The following is a 20777-nucleotide window of genomic DNA, read 5'->3' as shown; positions in this document are numbered from 1 at the left end:
GGAAAACAGGAAGGTAGGCCGGGAAACAAGCCTATTATGTTGCCGTGCAGCAGCATTGAGGAATGTCAAATGCGGCGGGTGGGTGTGCGGAATGACGACGCTTTCCCACCGTGCGGTGGGCGCTTGAACGCGTGGGCAGGAAACCTGCCCACCCTACATTCTTCGCGCTTCAGGTGCGGCGTAGTTGGAGGCATGCCAGCTGGCGTGCCAGGCCGCGATGCAGGTTGTGGCGGTCGGCCGGATTGGCCAGGAAACCGGCCAGCACGCGCTCGTACAGGGCGAGCTCGTTTTGATAGCGGCGCTGGCGCATCGCCTCGGGCCGCTTCAGGAATTTGAGGACGAAGTAGTCGGCCAGCAGGTCGCCCTGCGCTTCCATGTTGTAGTCGGCGAGCGTCGCGCCTTCGTATAAATCGTAGTGATACGGCAGGCCGATGCGCACCGCCCCGCGCAGGCGCACCGGGTAGCCGAGCTGGTGCTGCCAGACGTGCACCATCTCGTGCATGAACCAGTGCTGGCCGCCGAGGTTCGCCTGGGAATAATCGTCGAGGAAGCAGGAATGGTGGAAGTACATGCTGCCGTTCGGCGTCATCGCGCAGTTCTTCGGCTGGAACGGCATGTAGCGCCGCCTGTGAATGCGCACACGCGAATAATCGATGGCATCGCGAAACAGCAGCGCGGCCATGGCGATTTCGCCGACGGTGAGGGGGCGCCAAGGCTGGGTATGCCGGCGACGAAGGGGTACGACAGTCATCCCTGTTTTTACAAAAATTGAAGACCCGGCAATCTTAATGGGGATTGCTCGAACACGCTGTAATCGCGCCTCGGGTGCGGCGTCGAATGAAAGTCGCTCTCATCCGCGCTCCCTGACATTCTCCACGCAATAAAAATTGCTATTGCATGGTATTCATTATGCTATCCTTATTCCGACTCATTGCCTCATCGATTCCGTAATCGTTTCTGATCGACACATTCAGTTTCAAACCCACGTGCCAAATCAAGAGGAAAAAATGAACAAAAAATGGCTTGTCGTAGTGTCTTTGCTGATGCTGACCCTGACAAATGCAATCGCCGCCCCGCCGCCGGAGCTCAATCGCGCAAGCCAATTGGAGGTCATCGACACTCTGGTTGCGAAGTTGAATGCCAACTATGTATTTCCGGACAAGGCCAAGCAAGCCGAGGCAGTGCTGCGCCAGCGCCAGCGCGAAGGCAAATACGACGGCATTACGGACGGCAAGCAGCTGGCCAAACAACTGTCGGACGATATCGAGGGCGTTATCCAGGACAAGCATCTGTCGGTAAATTTCAGCCCACGTCCGGTGCCGTCCGAGGAGTCGATGCCACCGCCACCCCAGACACGGGCGGAGTGGGAAAAACGGGCGCCGCCCGAGGTGCTGGAACGGGTGCGCGCATCGAACCTGGGCGTCGAAAAGGTCGATCGCCTGAGCCCCGCTATCGGCTACCTGCAGATTTCCTCGTTCGCGCCGGCGTTTCTCGTCTCCGACAAGTACGCGGCGGCGATGAACGAACTCGCCGACACCGAGGGTCTCATCATCGACCTGCGCAACAACGGCGGCGGCGGGGGCGACTCGGTGGCGCTACTGATCAGCTATTTCTTCGACGAGCGCACCCGCCTCAACGACACCTGGGAGCGCTCGACCAACACCACCACGCAGTACTGGACGCAGGAGAAGCTCGACGGCAAACGCTATGGCGGCAAGAAGCCGGTTTTCATCCTGGCAGGCCCCGAGACGAAGTCCGCCGCCGAAGCATTCGCCTACACGATGCAAACGTTAAAGCGCGCTACGGTGATCGGCGAGCGCACCTGGGGCGGCGCCCACGCCGCGCGCCCGTATCGCCTTGGCGAGCATTTCTTTGCCACGATACCCAGCCGGCGCACCATCAGTCCCATCACAAAAACCAACTGGGAGGGCGTGGGCGTGATCCCGGATGTCGCAGCGACGCCGGACAATGCGCTCGCAGTGGCCAGGGATCTGCTGCAGCGTCGCCTGCAAGGCAGCGCTGCGCCCGGCGCCGTGGGACATTGACGGCGTCGCGGCGCTGGATGCGGCGCTTCTCGTCGTTTTTACCGGCGCAGCGCCGCCGCCGCTTTCGCCAGCTCGGTGATACGGTTCCAGTCGCCGGCCGCGATTGCATCCTTGGGTGTGAGCCAGGAGCCGCCGACGCAGGCCACGTTCTTGCAGGCGAGGAAGGCGGGCGCGGTGTCGATCGAGATGCCGCCGGTCGGGCAGAAGGTCACGTCCGGCAGCGGGCCGGCGATTGCGTTGAGCATGCCGACGCCGCCCGCCGGCACCGCTGGAAACAGTTTTAACTGTTTGAAGCCGGCTTCGCGCGCGGCCATCACTTCCGAGGGCGTCATCACGCCCGGCAGCAGCGGCAGGCCGCTTTTCTTAGCCGCTTCGATCAGGCTGGGGGTGAGGCCGGGCGAAACGCCGAACACGGCGCCAGCATCGCGCGCGGCGGCGAATTCCTCGCCTTGCGTCAGGGTGCCGACACCGACGATGGCGCCTTCCACCTGCGCCATGTCGCGGATCGCCTGCAGCCCGTGCGCGGTGCGCAGGGTCACCTCCAGCACGCGGATGCCGCCGGCAACCAGGGCTTTGGCCAGCGGCACGGCGTGCGCCGGGTCGTCGATGGCGATCACGGGAATCACGCTCGCCGAGCGCATAATGTCGAGTACGGTCATGGTAGTCATCTTGGTCATCATCCTACTTCTGTGTCCTGAACAGGAAGTCTTCGTCGGAGCCGGGCATGATCTCGCCGCTGTCGGCGCCCTCATGCAGCGGTACGGTGGTTTGCTTCGGCGAGGGCAGCGGGAAGGTGGCCGCGCCCTCTTCCGCCGCGCTGCTGCCGGCGCGGAACATGGCGAACAGCTCGCGGCCCATGCCGATGTGGCTGGACGAGATGTCGGCCGTGACCTGCTTGCGCGCTTCCCACACTTCGCTTGGCACCAGCGCTTCGAGCGCGCCCGTGGCGGCGCAGACGCGGATGATGTCGCCGTCGCGCACGCGGCCCAGCGGGCCGCCGGCCAGGATCTCGGGCGAGACGTGGATCGCCGCCGGCACCTTGCCCGACGCGCCAGACATGCGGCCGTCCGTCACCATCGCCACGCGGTGGCCGGCGTCCTGCAGGTTCGACAGCGCGGGCGTGAGCGCATGCAGTTCCGGCATGCCGTTGGCGCGCGGGCCCTGGAAGCGGATCACGGCCACAAAGTCGCGGTTCAGGTGACCCGCCTTATAGGCGTGCATGAAGTCTTCCTGCGAATTGAAGGTCAGCGCCGGCGCTTCCACGGTCTGGTGTTCGATCTTCACCGCCGAGACCTTCATCACCGCGCGGCCGAGGTTACCCTGCACCAGCACCATGCCGCCGTTGCTGCTGAACGGATTGGTGTGAGGACGCAGCACCGATTCGTCGCCCGATTGCGCCGGCACGTCGCGGAAGACGGCATTGCCGTTCTCGTCCAGGAAAGGCTCCTTGCAGTGCTTGCGCAGGCCGTGGCCGAGGATGGTGTTGACGTCCTCGTGCGCCAGGCCGGCATCCAACAGCTCGCGGATGACGAAGCCCGGGCCGCCGGCGGCCTGGAAGTGGTTCACGTCGGCGTCGCCGTTCGGGTAGATGCGGGTCAGCAGCGGCACGACTTTCGACAGTTCGTCGAAGTCGTTCCAGTCGATGACGATGCCGGCCGCGCGCGCGATCGCCACCAGGTGCAGCGTGTGGTTGGTCGAGCCGCCGGTCGCGTGCAGCGCGGCGATGGCGTTGACGATGCTCTTCTCGTCGACGATATGCCCGATCGGCATGTAGTTGCCGCCCTGCTGGGAGATGGCCACCGCCTGCTGCGAGGAGGCGCGCGTCAAGGCGTCGCGCAGCGGCGTGCCCGGCGTGATGAAGGCGGCGCCAGGCAGGTGCAGGCCCATCATCTCCATCAGCATCTGGTTGCTGTTGGCGGTGCCGTAGAAGGTGCAGGTGCCGGCGCCGTGGTAGGAGGCTGATTCGCCCTCCAGCAGTTCCTCGCGGGTGGCTTCGCCCTTGGCATAGCGCTGGCGGATCGCGGCCTTTTCCTTGTTCGAAATCCCGGTGGTCATCGGGCCGCCCGGCACGAACACGCCCGGGATATGGCCGAAGTGGAGCGCGCCGATCAGCAGGCCTGGCACGATCTTGTCGCAGATGCCGAGATACAGGGCGGCGTCGAACATATTGTGCGAGAGCGCCACGGCGGTCGCCATGGCGATGGTGTCGCGCGAGAACAGCGACAGTTCCATGCCAGGCTGGCCTTGCGTCACGCCGTCGCACATGGCCGGTACGCCACCCGCGAACTGGGCCACGGCGCCGACTTCGCGCACCGCATCCTTGATCACCTTCGGGAAGTATTCGAAGGGCTGGTGCGCCGACAGCATGTCGTTGTAGGACGAGACGATCGCCACCGAGGGCTTCTTCGTTTCGCGCAGTTTCAGCTTGTCGTTCGCGGGAAAGGCGGCGAAACCGTGGGCCAGGTTGGTGCACGACAGCGCGCCGCGCTGCACGCCCTGGATGCGCGCCGCCTCGAGGTGCGCGAGATAGGCCGCGCGCGAGACGCGGCTGCGCTCGATGATCCGGTTCGTTACCTGTTCAACTACGGGGTGCAGCGCCATAATCGTTCCTTCGAAATTGGATTCTGAAATTTTACTACAGAATGGAAATCCTGTTTGGGCAGGGGTTTGTTTTTCGACCCGAGTGACGTGCGTTGACGCGTGGGCACGGGGCGCCCACCCTACGGTACATAACGGCCAACGACATTATTTTTCATCCCGACAGGTTGCGCACCGTAGGGTGGGCTCCCCGAGCCCACGCGTTATCACCGCCCGCTCAACGGCACCGTCACGCGCAGCCTGAAGCGCGCACACGCCTCATCGTGTAGTGAATTTACGCAGCATTCCCTGTATCATTCGATAATCTGTCCAAAACAACATCGCACGCTCAACATGACCGCTACGCCACTCACCAGTACCGCCAGCTTCCAGGCTCTCGAAACCCACGCCGTCGAGGCGGAAGACTGGGAGATGCGGCAGCTGTTCGCAGCCGATCCGCAGCGCTTCGAACGCATGTCGATCGAGGCCGCCGGCCTGTTCCTAGACTATTCAAAAAACCGGCTTGACGGGCGCACGCTTGAACTGCTGGCAAGCCTTGCGCGCGAGCGCGGCGTGGAGGCCCGGCGCGACGCCATGTTCCTAGGGGAAAAGATCAACAACACGGAAAACCGCGCCGTCCTGCACACCGCCCTGCGCGCCCCGCGCGACGCGGCCCTGACGGTGGACGGCCAGGATGTGCCGGCCGACGTGCATGCCGTGCTGGCCCGCGTCAAGACCTTCACCGATGCCGTGCGCAGCGGCGACTGGCGCGGCCATACCGGCAAACCGATCAGCGACATCGTCAACATCGGCATCGGCGGCTCCGACCTCGGCCCGAAGATGGTCTGCCTGGCGCTGCGCCAGTACAGCCATCCGAGCCTGACCATGCACTTCGTCTCGAACGTCGACGGCCACGACATGGACGCGGCGCTGGAAAAGCTGAACCCGGAAACCACCCTCTTCATCATCGCCTCGAAGACCTTCACCACGGCCGAGACCATGATGAACGCGAACACGGCGCGCATGTGGTTCCTGGCCCATGCCCAGGAAGAGGCCCTGGCCAAGCACTTCGTTGCGGTGTCGACCAACGTCGAGGCCATCAAAAAATTCGGCATCGATCCGGCCAACATGTTCCCGTTCTGGGACTGGGTCGGCGGCCGTTATTCGGTGTGGTCGGCGATCGGCCTGCCGGTGGCGCTGGCCGTCGGCTACGGCTATTTCTCGGACTTCCTGGCCGGCGCCCACGCGATGGATCAGCACTTCCGCACGGCGGCGGTCGAAGAAAACATGCCGATGCTGCTGGCCCTGGTCGGCTTCTGGAACCGCCAGTTCCTCGGCTGCACCTCGGTCACGATCGCGCCCTACCACCAGGATCTGAACCGCTTCCCGGCCTACCTCCAGCAGCTCGACATGGAGAGCAACGGCAAGCGCGTCACGCGCGACGGCGAACCGGTCGACACCCCGACCTGCCCCGCCATCTGGGGCGAGCCGGGCACCAATGGCCAGCACGCCTATTTCCAGCTGCTGCACCAGGGCACGGACGTGACGCCGATCGATTTCATCGCCGCCCTGCGCCCGGCGCACGAGCTGCAGCACCACCACACCGCGCTGCTGGCGAACTGCTTCGCCCAGTCGGAAGCCTTCATGAAGGGCAAGACCATCGACGAGGTGCGCGCCGACCTGCAGAAGGATGGCCTGTCGCTGCAGGGCATCGAACGCCTGGCGCCGCACAAGACCTTCCCCGGCAACCGCCCGAGCAACACGATCCTGATGGAATACCTGACGCCGTCGACGCTGGGCGCCCTGATCGCGCTCTACGAGCATAAAACCTTCGTGCAGGGCGTGCTCTGGGATCTGAACAGCTTCGACCAGTGGGGCGTCGAGCTGGGCAAGGTGCTGGCCAAGCAGGTCGAGGCGGAGCTCACGGGCGAAGCGCGTCCGCAGCAGCATGACAGCTCGACCAACGGCCTGATCGCACGCGCCAAGGCGGCCGTGTAATGAACCACTTCAGCGATACCGGCATGAAGAACCTCAAATTCGACATCGTCCACGACGCCCCCATGCTGGTGGGCGAATGCCCGCTCTGGCACGACGTGGAATCGGCCCTGTACTGGGTCGACATCAACGGCCGCACCGTCAACCGCGTGCATCCGGCCAGCGGCAAGTTCACGAGCTGGAAGATGGGCGCGGAACCGTCGGCGATCGCCGCCGACGACGACAACAACCTGGTGGTGGCGACGCGCACCGGCTTCGTGCGCCTGAACACGACCAGCGGCGCCATCGCCGACATCTGCCCGGCGCCCTACGACACGGCCATCACCCGCTTCAATGACGGCCGGGTCGATCCGCAGGGCCGCTTCTGGGTCGGCACCATGTACGAGCCGCGCGACAAGCCGGCCGCCGAGATGTACGTGCTCGAGCGCGACCGCCTGCGCCTGGCCTGGTCGGGCGGCATGACCAACTCGAACGGCCTGGCCTGGTCGCTCGACGGACGCGCCATGTTCCATGCCGATACCACCAGCCACCGGATCGACCGCTACGACTTCGACGGCGCCGCCGGCAGCGTCGCCAACGGCCGCACCCTGCTCAGCTTCTCGACGGACAAGACTTCGCCCGAATACGGCGGGCGTCCGGACGGCGCGGCGGTCGACGCGCAGGGTAACTACTGGGTCGCGATGTTCGAGGGCGGCCGCTTGCTGAAGCTCTCGCCCACGGGCGAACTGTTGCGCGAAATCCCCCTGCCGGTGCGCTGCCCGACGGCAGTCGCATTCGGCGGCTCCGACCTGCGCACCCTGTACATCACCAGCGCCAGCCATGGCAGATCAAGCGAGGAGCTGGCGCAGTATCCGCTGACGGGCAAGGTGCTGTGCACGCGCGTGGATGTAGCGGGACGGGTGCAGCCCGAGTACAAGCGCTGATTGCGGCGTGCAGCCTGTAGGGTGGCCGGCTCCACCCGACAGGCCGCAAGCACGCTGCGTATGCGCCGTCCACGCGTTCAATGCACACATGCACTACCGCGGCTACGCACGGGATGATTGAACGCGTGGGCGGCATCGGACGCATCGATGCGCATGCGTCCGGGGTGCAGCCGCCCACCCTACGCCCCCATTACCCGAACGCCCCATCCAGCCCGCTTGTGGCACCATGATCCCGCCCCACCCCATATGCGTAGTAGAGTTTCTTGCTAAGAGCATATTTATGTAGTAAATTTACATGAACTGCTTTTAACCCATTTGCGACCGACACCATGGCCCTTCTTGACTTTGACCTCGTCCTCTTTGGCGGCAGCGGCGACCTTGCGATGCGCAAGCTCCTGCCCGCGATGTATGCCCGCGATGTCTGCAGCGACCTGCCCGCCACGGCCCGCATCATCTGCGTCGGCCGCGACGAGAGCTCGCAGGAAGCGTTCCTGGACTTCGTCGATACACATTCGAAGCAGCACATCAAGGATCAGGACAGCGTCGACCCGCAGAAATGGGACAGCTTCCTGAAGCGGCTCACCTACATCGCCCTCGACGCCACCGACGTCAAGACCTATGCGCCGCTGGTCGACACACTGCGCCAGGACGAGGCGATCACGCGCGTCTATTACCTGGCCACGCCGCCGCACCTGTTCGCCCGCATCTGCGACAACCTGGCCGCCACCGGCCTGGCCACGCCCGCCTCGCGCGTGGTGCTGGAAAAGCCGCTCGGGCGCGACCTTGATTCGGCCAAGCAGATCAATGCCGATGTCGGCAAGGTGTTCGCCGAATCGCAGATCTACCGGATCGATCACTACCTCGGCAAGGAGACCGTGCAGAACCTGCTGGCGCTGCGCTTCGGGAACGTGCTGTTCGAGCCGCTGTGGCGGCGCGAATGGATCTCCGACGTGCAGATCACCATCGCCGAGAAGATCGGCGTCGGCAACCGACTTGGCTACTACGACACCTCGGGCGCGCTGCGCGACATGCTGCAGAACCACCTGCTGCAACTGCTGTGCATCGTGGCGATGGAGCCGCCGACCTCGATTTCTCCGGACGCCGTGCGCGACGCCAAGCTGCAGGTGCTGCGCTCCCTGAAGCGCTTCACGCCGACCACGCTGAGCCAGAACATCGTGCGCGGCCAGTACCGCGCCGGTTTCGTCGACGGCCAGGCCGTGCCGAGCTACCGCGACGAGCCGGACGCGCCGAAACAATCGAAGACCGAGACGTTTGTGGCCATGAAGGCCGAGATCGACACCTGGCGCTGGGCCGGCGTGCCCTTCTACCTGCGCACCGGTAAACGCATGGCCGACCGCCTGGCCGAGATCGTGGTGCGCTTTAAGCAGATTCCGCATTCGATTTTCAATCAACCGACCTCGAGCTTCCAGCCCAACAGCCTGGTGATCCGCCTGCAGCCCGACGAAGGCCTGTCGCTGAACCTGATGGCGAAAACGCCGGGCGACAGCATGCGTTTGAAGCAGGCCGAACTCGAACTCGATTTCCGCGAGCAGTTCAAGGCGCCGCGCATGGAAGCCTACGAGCGCTTGCTGCTGGACGTCCTGCGCGGCCAGCTGACCCTGTTCATGCGCGGCGACGAACTGGAAGCGGCCTGGGAATGGGTCGAGCCGATCCTCGATCACTGGGAGCAGGACGACACGGCGCCGGTGCCCTATGCATCGGGCACCTGGGGCCCGGCTTCTTCCTCGGCCCTGATCGGCCGCGACGGCCTGCAGTGGCGCGAAGAAGCGCTACCGGAAGACTAAACGATGCTGCTCGACTCGATCCGTACCCAGCTCGACTCCTTTTCGAAGTCCGAGCGCAAGGTCGCCCTCGCCGTACTGGAAGCCCCCAGCGCCACCGTCAGCCAGAACATCACGGCGCTGGCCAAGAATGCGCAGGTGTCCGAGCCGACCGTGGTGCGTTTCTGTCGCACGCTCGGCTACGACGGCTGGCACGAATTCAAGCTCAAGCTGGCGCAGGGCCTGGCCCTGGCATTACCCAGCGCGAACGAGCAGCCGGCCCAGGACGACCTGGCCGCGGATCTGGTCAATAAAATCTGCAGCCGCTCGATCAACACCCTGCTCGACCTGCGCAACAACCTGAACGCGGAGTCCGTGCAAAAGGCGCTCGACATCCTCTCGCGCGCGAACAAGATCGAGTTCTACGGCCAGGGCACTTCCGGCATCGTCGCCGCCGACGCCCAGCACAAGTTCTTCCGCTCCGGCGTGCCGACGGTGGCCTACGCCGACCCGGCGATCCACTCGATCGCGGCGGCCCTGCTGCGCGAAGGCGACGCCGTGGTGGCGATCTCGCAGCGGGGAAACAATCCGCAGCTGGTGCGCTCGGCAAAACTGGCGCGCCGCGGCGGCGCCGACGTGATCGTGCTGGCGCCCTCGGGCACGCCGCTGGCCGACATGGCGAGCGTCCTGATCCCGATCGACCTGGTCTTCAATATCGACCCCTACACGCCGATCTCGGCGCGCCTGGCCTACCTGGTCGTGATCGACGTCCTGGCCGTCGGCCTGGCCCTGCAGCGCGGGCCGGAGTTCCGCAAGAAGATGCAGAACGCGCAAAAGGCGTTGCAGGAGTTCGATATGCAGTTCGATTCGTTTATCGGCTGATGCCCAGGCCGTAGGGGTGGGCGATGCCAATGGCATCGCCCACGGTTTCACCGGGCGCCCCGTGTCCACGCGTGACGCCTGCATCGAGTTGGCCGTGTCTTTCGTAAAACCAAGCTAACACGGTGCTATGTATCCGCGTGGGCACTGGGCGCCCACCCTACAAAATATGGGCAGCGCGATGCAATCATCGTTCAGCGCCCACCCGACACCTCGATGAAGCTCCCCGTCGTGTACGAGGCCTGATCCGACAGCAGCCACAGTACCGCGCGCGCCACCTCTTCCGGTTCGCCGCCGCGCCCCATCGGCACCGACGATTGCAGGCGCGCCACCCGTCCCGACTCGCCGCCATCGGCATGCATGGTCGTGTGGATCAGCCCAGGGCGCACGCCGTTGACGCGGATGCCCTCGCCCGCCACTTCCTTCGCCAGGCCGATCGTCAGGGTGTCGAGCGCGGCTTTCGACGCGGCGTAGTCGACATACTCGCCGGCCGAACCGAGGACGGCTGCGCGCGAGGAGACGTTGACGATGGCGCCGCCGCGGCCGCCGTGGCGCGTCGACATGCGCCGCACCGCTTCGCGCGCGCACAGGAAGGCGCCGACCACGTTGGTGTCGAGAATGCGGCGGATGCGCGCCGCGTCCATCTCGTCCACCCGCATCTGGCGCGCCAGTACGCCTGCATTGTTGACGAGGGCGTCGAGCGGCCCACAGCGCGCATCGACTTCGGCGAACAGGCGCTCGACCTCCTGTTCGTCGGCCACGTCGGCGCGAATGGCCAGCGCGGTACCGCCCGCGTCCCCGATGGCGCGCACCAGGTTCGAGGCCGCTTCGTCGTCGCTGCGGTAACCGATGCAGACCTGGTAGCCCTGGCGCGCCGCCAGGTGGGCGCAGGCGGCGCCGATGCCGCGTCCGCCGCCGGTGATGAGGATTGTCTGTGTCATGGCCGCCTTTCGATGGGGGTGAAACCCTGGCTCAGCATAGCACTGCGGATGCGGAAAGAAGCCATCGTCGAGCTTTCAACATATAATGTTTTTTTACCAAAAGCCCACGCCATGCGGTCGCCCACCGGTTTCACCTTGTCGCTGCGTCGACTGCTCATCCTGCTCAGCGGGATCGGCCTGCTGCCGCTGGCCGTGCTCGGCCTGTGGTCGGTGCACACGACCAGCCAGTATCAGCAACGCGAGCGCGATCGCGCCATGCTGGACCAGGCGCGCGCGCTGTCGAGCGCCGTGGACGCGGAACTCGACGGCTCGATCGCCACCCTGGCCAGCCTGGCGCGCGCGCCGGCGCTGGCCGCGGGCGACCTGCGCGCCTTCTACGCCATCGCGCTCGACCAGGTGAAGGCGCAGCCGGAATGGCTGGCGATCATCCTCACCGACGGCGCCGGCAACATCCTGTTTCGCACCACCGACCCCTTCGGCGCGCCTGGCGGGCGCGTCAACGATCCCGAAAGCCTGCGCCAGCTGCTGGCGGTGCAGCGCCCCCTGGTCGGGCGCGTGGCGCGCGGCCAGCGCGGGCGCGTCGCCTTTCCGGTACGCGTGCCGATCCGCGACGACGCCGGCCGCCTGTACGCCCTCACCGCCGTCATCAAGCCCGACCGCATCCTCGGCGTCGTCAAGCGCCAGGGCGTGCCCGCCGATTCGGTCATTGCCGTCATCGACGCTTTCGGCGCCATCGTGGCGCGCTCGAAAGACCACGACAAACGGGTGACCGGCCCGGTCGGCCCCGCTCTGACGGAACTCATGCGCGGCGATGCGCCCGAAGGCGTCGGCAGCAACGTCAACTACGAAGGCGACCGCATCACCAGCGCCTTCACGCGGGTCTCGCGCCATGGCTGGACGGTGGCGGTGGGCGTGCCCAAGCCGGCCATCGGCGCCGCTTCGCTGAAGGGCATCACCCTGTATGGCTGGGGCCTGGGCGCTTCGCTGCTGGCCTGCATCGGCCTGGCGACGCTGCTCTCGAACCGCATCGCGAAAAGCTTCGCCAACCTGCAGCGCGGCGCCGCGGCGCTGGGCGCGGGCAAGCGGGTCGACATCGCGCCCTCGCGCATCCGCGAACTCGACCTGATGGGCCAGGCCCTGAGCGCCGCCGGCAGGCAGCATGCCGCCTTCGAGGCCGAACGCTCGAAGCTGCTCGCCTCGCTCGAAGAGGCGCTGGCCGCCAGCCGCGACGCCAGTCTGGTGAAGGACGAATTCCTGGCCGTGCTCGGCCACGAGCTGCGCAATCCCCTGAGCCCGATCGTCGCCTCGCTCGACCTGATGGATCTGCGCGCCGACGGCGCCAGCCTGCGCGAACGCACGATCATGCGGCGCCAGGTGAATCACCTGCGGCGCCTGGTCGACGACCTGCTCGACGTCTCGCGCATCACCTCGGGCAAGATGCAGCTCGAACTGCGCCCGCTGAACCTGGCCGAGCTGGTGCGCCATGTCGTCACCAGCCGCCCCGGCGCGCCGCTGGCCCTGGCGGCGCCGGATGCGGTCTGGGTGCAGGGCGACGAAAGCCGCCTGGCGCAAGTACTGAACAACCTGCTGTCGAACGCCGAGCGCTTCGGCAACGGCAGCACGCGCATCACCCTCGGCGCCGATGCCGGCACGGCGCGCCTCGTCGTCTGCGACGACGGCATCGGCATGGACCGCGAGCTGCTGGCGCGCGTGTTCGAACCCTTCTACCAGGCGCCGCAACAGGCCGCGCGCGTCACCGGCGGCCTCGGTTTGGGCCTGGCGATCGTGCGCAGGATCGTCGAGCTGCATGGCGGGCGCGTCTCGGCCCACAGCGACGGGCCGGGCACCGGCAGCTGCTTCACGGTGGAGCTGCCGCTGGCCGCCGCGCAGGACGCCGCGCCGGAGCCCGCAGCGGCCGCGCTGCCCGGCGCGCGCCGCGTGCTCGTCGTCGACGACAACGTCGACGCCGCCGCGACGACGGCACTGGTGCTGGAGCAGTTCGGTCACGAGGTGCAGGTCGCGCACAGCGCGGCCGATGCGCTCACCGCCGTGCGGCGTCACATGCCCGCCGTCGCGATCCTCGACATCGGCTTGCCCGACATGGACGGCTACGCGCTGGCCGCGGCGATCCGCAACATGCAAACGGGCGGCGCCGCACCGCGGCTGGTGGCGCTGACCGGCTACGGCCAGAAGTCCGACGTCGAGCGCGCCGCCGGCGCCGGCTTCGACCTGCATCTCACCAAGCCGGCCTCGCTGGACGACCTGGCGCGCGCCGTGGCCGAGACGGAAGGAATCAAGGGGTGACGCGGCATAAGAAGCTCACCTTCTACGGCGCCGACGAAAACGACGACAGCCTGGTGCGCGCCGTGATTGCCGGGCGCAAGACCGTCACCGCCGATACGGTCGAGGACTACCACAAGGGCTATGGCGAACTGGGCGACGGCGGCTACGTGGCGGGCGACATCATCGACGTGTACGACTTGCGCGGCCGTTTGCGCTGCACGATCCGCGCGCGCGAGGTGCGCATCGTCCGCTTCGGCGCGATTCCGGAAGACGTCTGGCGCGGCGAAACCTTCGCCAGCGCGCAGGAGTTCCGCGAGGTGCATATCCGCTGCCTGCCCCACCTCGACCTGCACGACGGCTTCGAATTCGTGACCCTGTATTTCGAGCTGGTGTCGGCCGCCCCCGAACCTGTCTGAGCCTCGTCACGATCCTGTCATTTGCCTTTCCTACAATGCTTTCCTTTTCCAGGGAGAGCATCGATGGGGGCATTCAGAGGGGCGGCCGCGGCCGCGGCGGTATTGGTGTTGCAGGGCTGCGGCGGCGGCAGCGATCCGGTCGTGGGACATGAACTGCATGGCGTCGCCGCAATCGGCGCGCCGCTGGCCGGCGCCAGCGTCGCGCTGCAATGCGTGGCCGGAACGCCGGCCGCGGTCACCACGGCCGCCGACGGCTCCTGGTCGGTTCCGCGTGCGCTTGCGCTCACCCTGCCGTGCGCGATCGAGGTGAGCGGCGGACGCGTGGGCGGCGCCGAGAACACCCAACACTTGTATGCGGTGGCGACCGCGCCGGGCGTGGCCAACGTCACCACCCTGAGCAGCCTGCAGACGGCCGTCATGACTGGCCAGGAACCGGCGGCCTGGTATGCGCGCGTAAAAGCCGATCCGCGCGGCCTGAACGAGGTCGACGCCGCGGCCGCCCGCGCAGCCACGGGCCGCCTGGCGGCGCAGCTGCCGCCATCGGTCGCGCTGCCGGCCGGCTTCGATCCGGTCGCCACCGCCTTTGCCGCGCGCAGCGACGATGCGGTCGACCAGCTGCTGGTCAGGCTGCAGGCCAGCCTGCTCGATAGCGGCACCAGCTTCGGCGAGGCGCTGGCGCTGGCGGCGGCGAAGCTGCCCGTGATCGAAGCGACGCCGGCCAGCCTGAGCCTGTCCCGGATCGGCGGCTTCGGCGGCGACCTGGTCGACGGCAAGCTGGTCGACACCCACGAGATCCCGGCCTACGACGCGTCGACCAAGCGCCTGTTCGTGGTCAACGGCTCGGGCACCGGCACCGTCGAAGTATGGAACATTGCCGATCCGCGCAATCCGGCGCAGGTGGGCACCTTGCGCACCGAAGCCTTCGGCATCGGCCTGGGCGGCGTCAACAGCGTTTCGGTACGCGACGGCGTCGTGGCGCTGGCGATCCAGGGCAGTCCGAAGACGGCCAATGGCCGCGTGGTCTTCGTGAATGCGGGCGATCTCGCCACCCTGTCGCAGGTGACGGTCGGCGCCCTGCCCGACATGCTGACCTTTACACCCGACGGCAAGCACGTGATCGTCGCCAACGAGGGGGAGCCGAACAGCTACGGTCTGGCTGACTCGATCGATCCCGAAGGCTCGGTCAGCATCATCGACGTGACCGACATCCGCAACCCGGTCGAGCGCCGCGCCGGCTTCGCCGCCTTCAACGGCCAGGCCGACAGCCTGCGCGCGGCCGGCGTGCGCATCTACGGCCCCGGCGCCAGCGTGGCGCAGGATCTGGAACCGGAGTACGTGACGGTCAGCGCCGACAGCAAGACCGCATACGTGACGCTGCAGGAAAACAATGCGATCGCCGTGGTCGACATCGGCGGCGCGAAGGTCGATGCGATCCGCCCGCTCGGCTACAAGGATCACAGCCTGGCCGGCTTCGGCATGGACGTCAGCAACGAGGACGGCGGCACGAATACCAACAGCGGCTCGGCCCTCGTGAAAATCGGGCCGGTGCCGGTCAAGGGCATGTACCTGCCGGACGGCGTCGCCAACTACACCGTGGGCGGCGTGACCTATCTCGTCACCGCCAACGAAGGCGACGCCCGCGCCGACTGGCCCGGCTTCAACGAGGAGACCCGCGTACGCGATTACTGCGGCACCCTGGGCCTGGATCCGGCGCGCTTCGGCGGCGACCTGGCCAACCTGACGCGCGACTCGAACCTGGGCCGCCTGCGCATCACCACGACGCCGAACGGGGGCAGCACCGGCAAGAACGGCGCAGGCCAGTGCACCGAGCTGTATGCCTTCGGCGGCCGCTCGTTCTCGATCTGGAATGCCGCCACCGGCGCACGCGTCTACGATTCGGGCGATGCCTTTGAACGCACGACGGCGCAACTGGCGGGCACGCCCGGCTTCGACTTCCCGTTCAACACCGGCCACGACGAGGCCGACGCGCTCGACGCCCGCAGTCCGAACAAGGGGCCGGAACCGGAAAGCGTGGTGCTGCAGCGCTTCGGCAAGAAGACCTTCGCCTTCATCGGGCTGGAACGGGTCGGCGGCGTGATGGTGTACGACGTGACGACAGCCGCCGCGCCGAGCTTCGTCACCTACATCAACACCCGCGCCGGTGCCGGCACCGTGGTCAAGAATGCGAACGGCGACAACGGCATCGTCAACGGCGGCGACCGCGGCCCCGAAGGCCTGATCGTGATCCCGGCCGCCAAGTCGCCGACCGGAAAACCGATGCTGGTGGTGGCCAACGAGATCAGCGGAACGACCTCGATGTTCGAGATCTCCCTGCGCTGAAGACCCTGTGCCTCGGAGCCCTCGGTGCACCCGGCGCCGGGGGCTTCGCCGCACATGGCGAAGCATATAGACAATAATGTCTAGTTAGTTTATCGTGCATGCTCGAACCACCAACCGGAGCCAGCATGCGCATTCTCGTCACGTTCCTCCTCTTTTTCGCGGCCGCCGTCGCCCAGGCCGCGCCTCGCTTTGCGCATTCCTTCGTTTTTCCGAATGCGCCCGGCGCCTTCCCCGTCGGTTTCAAGGCCATCCACCAATACGACCAGGCGCGCGCCTACCGCGGCGAGATCGATCCGGCGACCGGCAAGCGCAATTCCGAGCTGGCGCGGCCGGTGCAGACGCTGGTCTGGTATCCGGCCACGGCATCCACCGCTCCAGCCATGGTCTACGGCGACTACCTGCGCCTGATCGGCAGCGAAGACGATTTCGGCCGCAACGCGGCGCAGGTGGCGGCGATCGCGGACGGGATTGTCCGCGCCGACTACATCGCCGTCTCGGGCCCCGAGCAGGGACGGGCGGCGCTGCCGAACCCGATGCGCGCACGGCACGACGCCGGCGCCGCCAATGGTAAATTCCCGGTCGTGATCTACGCGCCCAGCATCAGCGCACCGGCGGCCGAGAACGCGGATCTGTGCGAGTTCCTGGCCAGCCACGGCTACATCGTCATCGCCAGCCCGAGCATGGGCACGCGCGGGCGCGAGATGCCCGCCGACCTCGAAGGCGCACAAACGCAGGCGGCGGACATCGCCTTCCTGATCGGCTATGCGCACACGCTGGCGCAGGCCGACACGCGCCAGGTCGCCGTCGCCGGCTATAGCTGGGGCGGATTCGCGAACGTGCTGGCCGCGGCCCGCGATCGCCGCATCAAGGCGCTGGTCGCGCTCGACGGCTCGGTGCGCGCGTACCCGGAACTGGTGGCCGCCGCCAACTACGTGACGCCGTTGACGGTGACCGCGCCGCTCCTGTATGTGGCCGGTCGCCCGCCCTCGATCGAGCAGCTGGCCAAGCGCGGCAAGCCGGCGTCGAGCTTCCTCGACGATATGAAGCATGCCGACGTCTACAAGCTGACGATGTACCCCATGGCGCATTTCGCGTTCTCGTCGACTTACCTGCGCTTCGCGCCCGACAAGATGTTCGACCAGTACCCGCGCGCCGAAGTGAACCGCGCCCACGGCTGGATGGCCGATTATGTGCTGCGCTTCCTCGACGCCTACCTGAAGGACGATCGCGCCGCCAAGACCTGGCTGAACGCGGCGCCGGCCAGCCACGGCATTCCGGCCTACGCGGTCACGATGGAGGCGCGCTCCGCGCTGCCGCTACCGGCGGGCCGGCAGGAACTGGCGGTGGAACTGGCCAAGCGCGGTTTCGAGCACGCGCACGCCGCTTTTCAAGCGCTGCGCGAGCGCGACGCCGCGTTTGCCCTGTCCGAGAAAGAGCTGAACGAATGGGGTTACCAGCTGCTGCGCGTCGGCGAGCAGCAGAAGGCGATTCAGATCTTCAAGCTCGCCACCTTGCTCCACCCGCAAAGCGGCAACGCCTTCGACAGCCTGGCCGACAGTTACGACCAGGCCGGCGACAAGGCCGCTGCCATCGAGCACTATCGGCGCGCGCTGAAGCTCGATCCGAAGAACGCGAACGCGCAGCAGCGTCTAGGCATGCTTTCGCCGGCGCCTTAGTCCGCAGGCCGGGCGCGCAGCTTTCCGCGCACAAGCAGGCGGCCGAGGCCAGCGATGAAGGCCATGTCCACGTCAGCCGAAGTCGAACTGGAATTTGACGGCGCAGTTCACGGCGACCGGCGCGCCTTCATGCAAGGCCGGTTCGAACGTCCAGCGTGCGACGGCGATGGCGGCGTGGTTGCCGAACCAGTGCCTGGCTTCGCCATCGCCCTTCGTCTCTTTCGAGATCACTGCGACCTTGCCGTCTTCGCCGACCCGGTAGCGGATGATGGCGCTGCCCGTGTACTTGCCCAGCATGTTCCGATCGGGTACAGCGGCCGAACGCCCTGCAGGAAGACCGGCCGAATGTCGACCGCGTCTTTCGTTGCGCACACTAGGCTTTTTGGCGCGATCATGTTTTTCTCGGAATACGGGCGGCCGAAAACGTCGAACTCGTCCGCCCCAGCCGGGGAGGACAGCATGGCCAAAGCGATAGCGGCGGTGCGCAGGGGAAGCATCGACATGGTTCCTGAATGACAAAAGAATAATTTCTTAATTGTAATTCAGTGCCGCGTCGGAGTCACCCGGCTGCTTGCGCAAAGGCCCGCACGCGGACGAAACTGCGGCCGCTGTAAAATAGCGTTTTTCGTCCAGCTTTTCTTGAGCCTCCATGCACATTAATCCAGAACGCAGCACCCGTCCCGATTACGACCTGCTGGTGCGCCAGGTGGTCAGCGTTCTCGAAGGCGAGCGCGATCTCACCGCGAACGCGGCGCAGTTTTCCGCCCTCGTCTACGACACCCTCGCCGACCTGAACTGGGCCGGCTTCTACCTTACCGTCCCTTCCAAAAAGGGCGAAGGCCAGGATTTATTGGTCGGCCCCTTCCAGGGCAAGCCGGCCTGTGCACGCATTCCCTTCGGGCGCGGCGTGTGCGGCACGACCGCGGTCGAGCGCAAGACGATCGTGGTGCCGGACGTGCATGCCTTCCCGGGGCATATCGCCTGCGATTCGGCCTCGAATGCGGAAATCGTGCTGCCGGTGATTAAGGATGGCAAGCTGGTGGGCGTGTTCGATATCGACAGCCCGGTGCTGAACCGCTTCACGGAAGAGGACCGCGTGGGGTTGGAGGCGATGGTGCAGGCGTTTGTCGAGGCGACCGATTGTTGAGACGCCGCCCCAGGCAGCGCAAAGAATATTTTGCAATATTACAATTTAGGCAAATTATATGAACCAACTTGAGCAACTGAAGCAATATACGACCGTCGTGGCCGATACCGGCGATTTCCAGTCCATCAAGGCCTACGCGCCGCAGGATGCGACCACCAACCCGTCGCTGATCCTCAAAGCCGTGCAGAAGCCGGAATACCTGCCGCTGCTGCAAAAGGCGGTGGTCGAATCGAACGGCGGCAGCACCGACGAGATCGTCGACCGCCTGCTGATCGCCTTCGGCGTCGAGATCCTGAAATTCGTGCCGGGCCGCGTGTCGACCGAGATCGATGCCGCCCTCTCCTTCGATACCGAAGCGACGGTGGCCAAGGGCCGCGAGCTGATCGCCCTGTACGAAGCGGCCGGCGTGTCGCGCGAGCGCGTGCTGATCAAGATCGCTTCGACCTGGGAAGGCATCCGTGCCGCCGAGATCCTGGAAAAGGACGGCATTCATTGCAACCTGACCCTGCTGTTCTCCCTGTGCCAGGCCGTCGCCTGCGCCGAAGCGGGCGTGAAGCTGATTTCGCCTTTCGTCGGCCGCATCTACGACTGGTACAAGAAGTCGACCGGCACGGACTATCAGGGCGCCGACGATCCGGGCGTGCAGTCGGTCAAGCGCATCTACCAGTACTACCGCAAATTCGGCTATACCACCGAAGTGATGGGCGCGAGCTTCCGCAATACCTCGCAGATCCTGGAACTGGCCGGCTGCGACCTGCTGACCATTTCCCCGGATCTGCTGCAGAAGCTGGCCGACAGCGACGCGCCGGTCGAGCGCAAGCTGACGCAGGAGAGCGACGCGGCGATCGAGAAGATCGCGGTCGACGAAAAGAGCTTCCGCTTCATGCTCAACGAAGACGCGATGGGCACCGAGAAGCTGGCCGAAGGCATCCGCGCGTTCGTGGCGGATTCGAAGAAGCTCAAGAAGATGATCGAAGAGATGCGTTGATCGAGTGCGGTTTCGGCCGCGTTTCAATCAATACGGACGCCGGCGGATGCCGGCGTTTTGTTTTATGTGGCCGAGGCACGCGCGTGACATGTGCGAGCGACGTAACGCGGGCATGCCCGCCCTACCGCGCGCGGATCCCTTCCAGCATGGTTGCAATCATCCGATCCCCCAGGTCGACCAGGCTGAACGCCGTCGGCTCGAACATCCAGTTGCGGATCAAGCCATCCATCAGCGCCCACAAGCCCGCCGCCAGCAGCTGCGGTTCGACGTCCGCCTTGATCAGCCCCGCATCCTGCGCCAGCTTGAGCCGCTCGACGACCTGCTCCGTCAACTCGCATTTGCTCTGGCGCCGCCGCACGCGCACGGCGTCCATCTCGCTGACGAATTCCACCTTCAGCGACGCGATCTCGAGCACGCGGCGCGCCTGCGGATTGGTTTCCGTGACGCGGAAAATCTCGACGAAAAACTGGCGCACGTCGGACAGGACGGTCGCCGCATCGGACTTCCCCAGGCTGCTCAGCGCGCACTCGAACGGCAGAGTCACGCGCTCCATCATGGCGTTGAACAGGGCGCCTTTGTCGTCAAAATGCCAATAGATCGCACCGCGCGTCACGCCCGCTTCGGTTGCGATATGCTGCAAGGTCGTTCGCGAAACACCTTGCTCAACAAACAATTTTTCCGCAGCATCCAGGATGCTGTCTCGCGTGGCTGCCGCTTCTTCTTTGGTCCTGCGGGCCATGTCTTCTCCGTTTTTTGGTGGTGCTGCACGTTAAACATACACTCGTG

17 protein-coding genes are annotated in these 20777 nt (G+C 66.0%); 11 read left to right on the top strand and 6 right to left on the bottom strand.

Translation table 11 applies throughout. From position 1 onward, the window contains the following. Positions 1-169: 169 nt before the first annotated feature. Positions 170-682 carry a hypothetical protein gene (locus ASF77_RS17755; protein ID WP_056342210.1) on the bottom strand — a complete coding sequence of 171 codons (513 nt, stop codon included), beginning with the start codon at positions 680-682 and terminating at the stop codon, positions 170-172. Positions 683-1007: 325 nt separating this feature from the next. Here ASF77_RS17755 and ASF77_RS17750 point away from each other — a divergent pair, with 325 nt between their 5' ends. After that, positions 1008-2045, top strand: a complete 1038-nt coding sequence (locus ASF77_RS17750) for a S41 family peptidase (RefSeq protein WP_082493856.1) — start codon at positions 1008-1010, stop codon at positions 2043-2045. Between the two features lie 38 nt (positions 2046-2083). On the opposite strand, the gene eda is transcribed toward ASF77_RS17750, so the two are convergent. Next, complete coding sequence (gene eda / locus ASF77_RS17745; RefSeq protein WP_200934203.1) at positions 2084-2704, bottom strand: bifunctional 4-hydroxy-2-oxoglutarate aldolase/2-dehydro-3-deoxy-phosphogluconate aldolase; 621 nt, start codon at positions 2702-2704, stop codon at positions 2084-2086. A gap of 22 nt (positions 2705-2726) precedes the next feature. Further along, positions 2727-4646: a phosphogluconate dehydratase gene (edd, locus tag ASF77_RS17740; protein WP_056342204.1), complete on the bottom strand. Its 1920-nt coding sequence runs from the start codon at positions 4644-4646 to the stop codon at positions 2727-2729. 330 nt (positions 4647-4976) lie between these two features. Between edd and pgi the strand changes: the two genes are divergently transcribed. The 4 genes from pgi to ASF77_RS17720 all read left to right on the top strand — a co-directional run bounded on the left by pgi (position 4977) and on the right by ASF77_RS17720 (position 10203). After that, positions 4977-6620 (top strand): glucose-6-phosphate isomerase, encoded by a 1644-nt coding sequence (pgi, locus tag ASF77_RS17735; protein ID WP_056342201.1) that lies wholly within the window; start codon positions 4977-4979, stop codon positions 6618-6620. A 62-nt stretch (positions 6621-6682) separates the two neighbouring features. Further along, positions 6683-7540, top strand: a complete 858-nt coding sequence (locus ASF77_RS17730) for an SMP-30/gluconolactonase/LRE family protein (protein ID WP_082493869.1) — start codon at positions 6683-6685, stop codon at positions 7538-7540. A 329-nt stretch (positions 7541-7869) separates the two neighbouring features. Then, entirely contained in the window at positions 7870-9345 is a 1476-nt protein-coding gene (zwf, locus tag ASF77_RS17725; RefSeq protein WP_056342197.1) for a glucose-6-phosphate dehydrogenase, read from the top strand. Positions 9346-9348: 3 nt separating this feature from the next. Then, positions 9349-10203, top strand: a complete 855-nt coding sequence (locus tag ASF77_RS17720) for an SIS domain-containing protein (protein WP_056342194.1) — start codon at positions 9349-9351, stop codon at positions 10201-10203. Positions 10204-10394: 191 nt separating this feature from the next. On the opposite strand, the gene ASF77_RS17715 is transcribed toward ASF77_RS17720, so the two are convergent. Then, on the bottom strand, positions 10395-11141 hold the full coding sequence (locus tag ASF77_RS17715) for an SDR family oxidoreductase (RefSeq protein ID WP_056342191.1): 747 nt from the start codon (positions 11139-11141) through the stop codon (positions 10395-10397). A gap of 111 nt (positions 11142-11252) precedes the next feature. Between ASF77_RS17715 and ASF77_RS17710 the strand changes: the two genes are divergently transcribed. From ASF77_RS17710 to ASF77_RS17695, 4 genes are all read left to right on the top strand, one after another. After that, a complete protein-coding gene (locus ASF77_RS17710) occupies positions 11253-13445 on the top strand; it encodes an ATP-binding protein (protein ID WP_056342188.1) in 2193 nt (730 codons plus the stop codon). Next, complete coding sequence (locus ASF77_RS17705; RefSeq protein WP_229445476.1) at positions 13442-13840, top strand: ASCH domain-containing protein; 399 nt, start codon at positions 13442-13444, stop codon at positions 13838-13840. The genes ASF77_RS17710 and ASF77_RS17705 overlap by 4 nt, the downstream gene beginning before the upstream one ends. Positions 13841-13903: 63 nt before the next feature. Beyond that, entirely contained in the window at positions 13904-16180 is a 2277-nt protein-coding gene (locus tag ASF77_RS17700; protein WP_056342183.1) for a choice-of-anchor I family protein, read from the top strand. Between the two features lie 125 nt (positions 16181-16305). Next, complete coding sequence (locus tag ASF77_RS17695) at positions 16306-17856, top strand: CocE/NonD family hydrolase (RefSeq protein WP_056342180.1); 1551 nt, start codon at positions 16306-16308, stop codon at positions 17854-17856. Between the two features lie 72 nt (positions 17857-17928). Here the strand turns inward: ASF77_RS17695 and ASF77_RS17690 are convergent, their stop codons facing one another. Beyond that, positions 17929-18153 carry an energy transducer TonB gene (locus ASF77_RS17690; RefSeq protein ID WP_056342178.1) on the bottom strand — a complete coding sequence of 75 codons (225 nt, stop codon included), beginning with the start codon at positions 18151-18153 and terminating at the stop codon, positions 17929-17931. A 352-nt stretch (positions 18154-18505) separates the two neighbouring features. Here ASF77_RS17690 and ASF77_RS17685 point away from each other — a divergent pair, with 352 nt between their 5' ends. Next, complete coding sequence (locus ASF77_RS17685; protein WP_056342175.1) at positions 18506-19003, top strand: GAF domain-containing protein; 498 nt, start codon at positions 18506-18508, stop codon at positions 19001-19003. Positions 19004-19061: 58 nt separating this feature from the next. Then, positions 19062-19991, top strand: a complete 930-nt coding sequence (tal, locus tag ASF77_RS17680) for a transaldolase (protein WP_056342172.1) — start codon at positions 19062-19064, stop codon at positions 19989-19991. 121 nt (positions 19992-20112) lie between these two features. On the opposite strand, the gene ASF77_RS17675 is transcribed toward tal, so the two are convergent. Continuing rightward, a complete protein-coding gene (locus tag ASF77_RS17675; RefSeq protein ID WP_056342168.1) occupies positions 20113-20730 on the bottom strand; it encodes a TetR family transcriptional regulator in 618 nt (205 codons plus the stop codon). Positions 20731-20777: the final 47 nt, after the last annotated feature.

It is taken from the genome of Massilia sp. Leaf139, from assembly GCF_001424165.1.
In the GTDB taxonomy this organism is placed as follows: domain Bacteria; phylum Pseudomonadota; class Gammaproteobacteria; order Burkholderiales; family Burkholderiaceae_D; genus Telluria.
The sequence above is the reverse complement of the archived record's forward strand: the minus strand, read 5'-3'. Positions and strand labels throughout refer to the sequence as shown.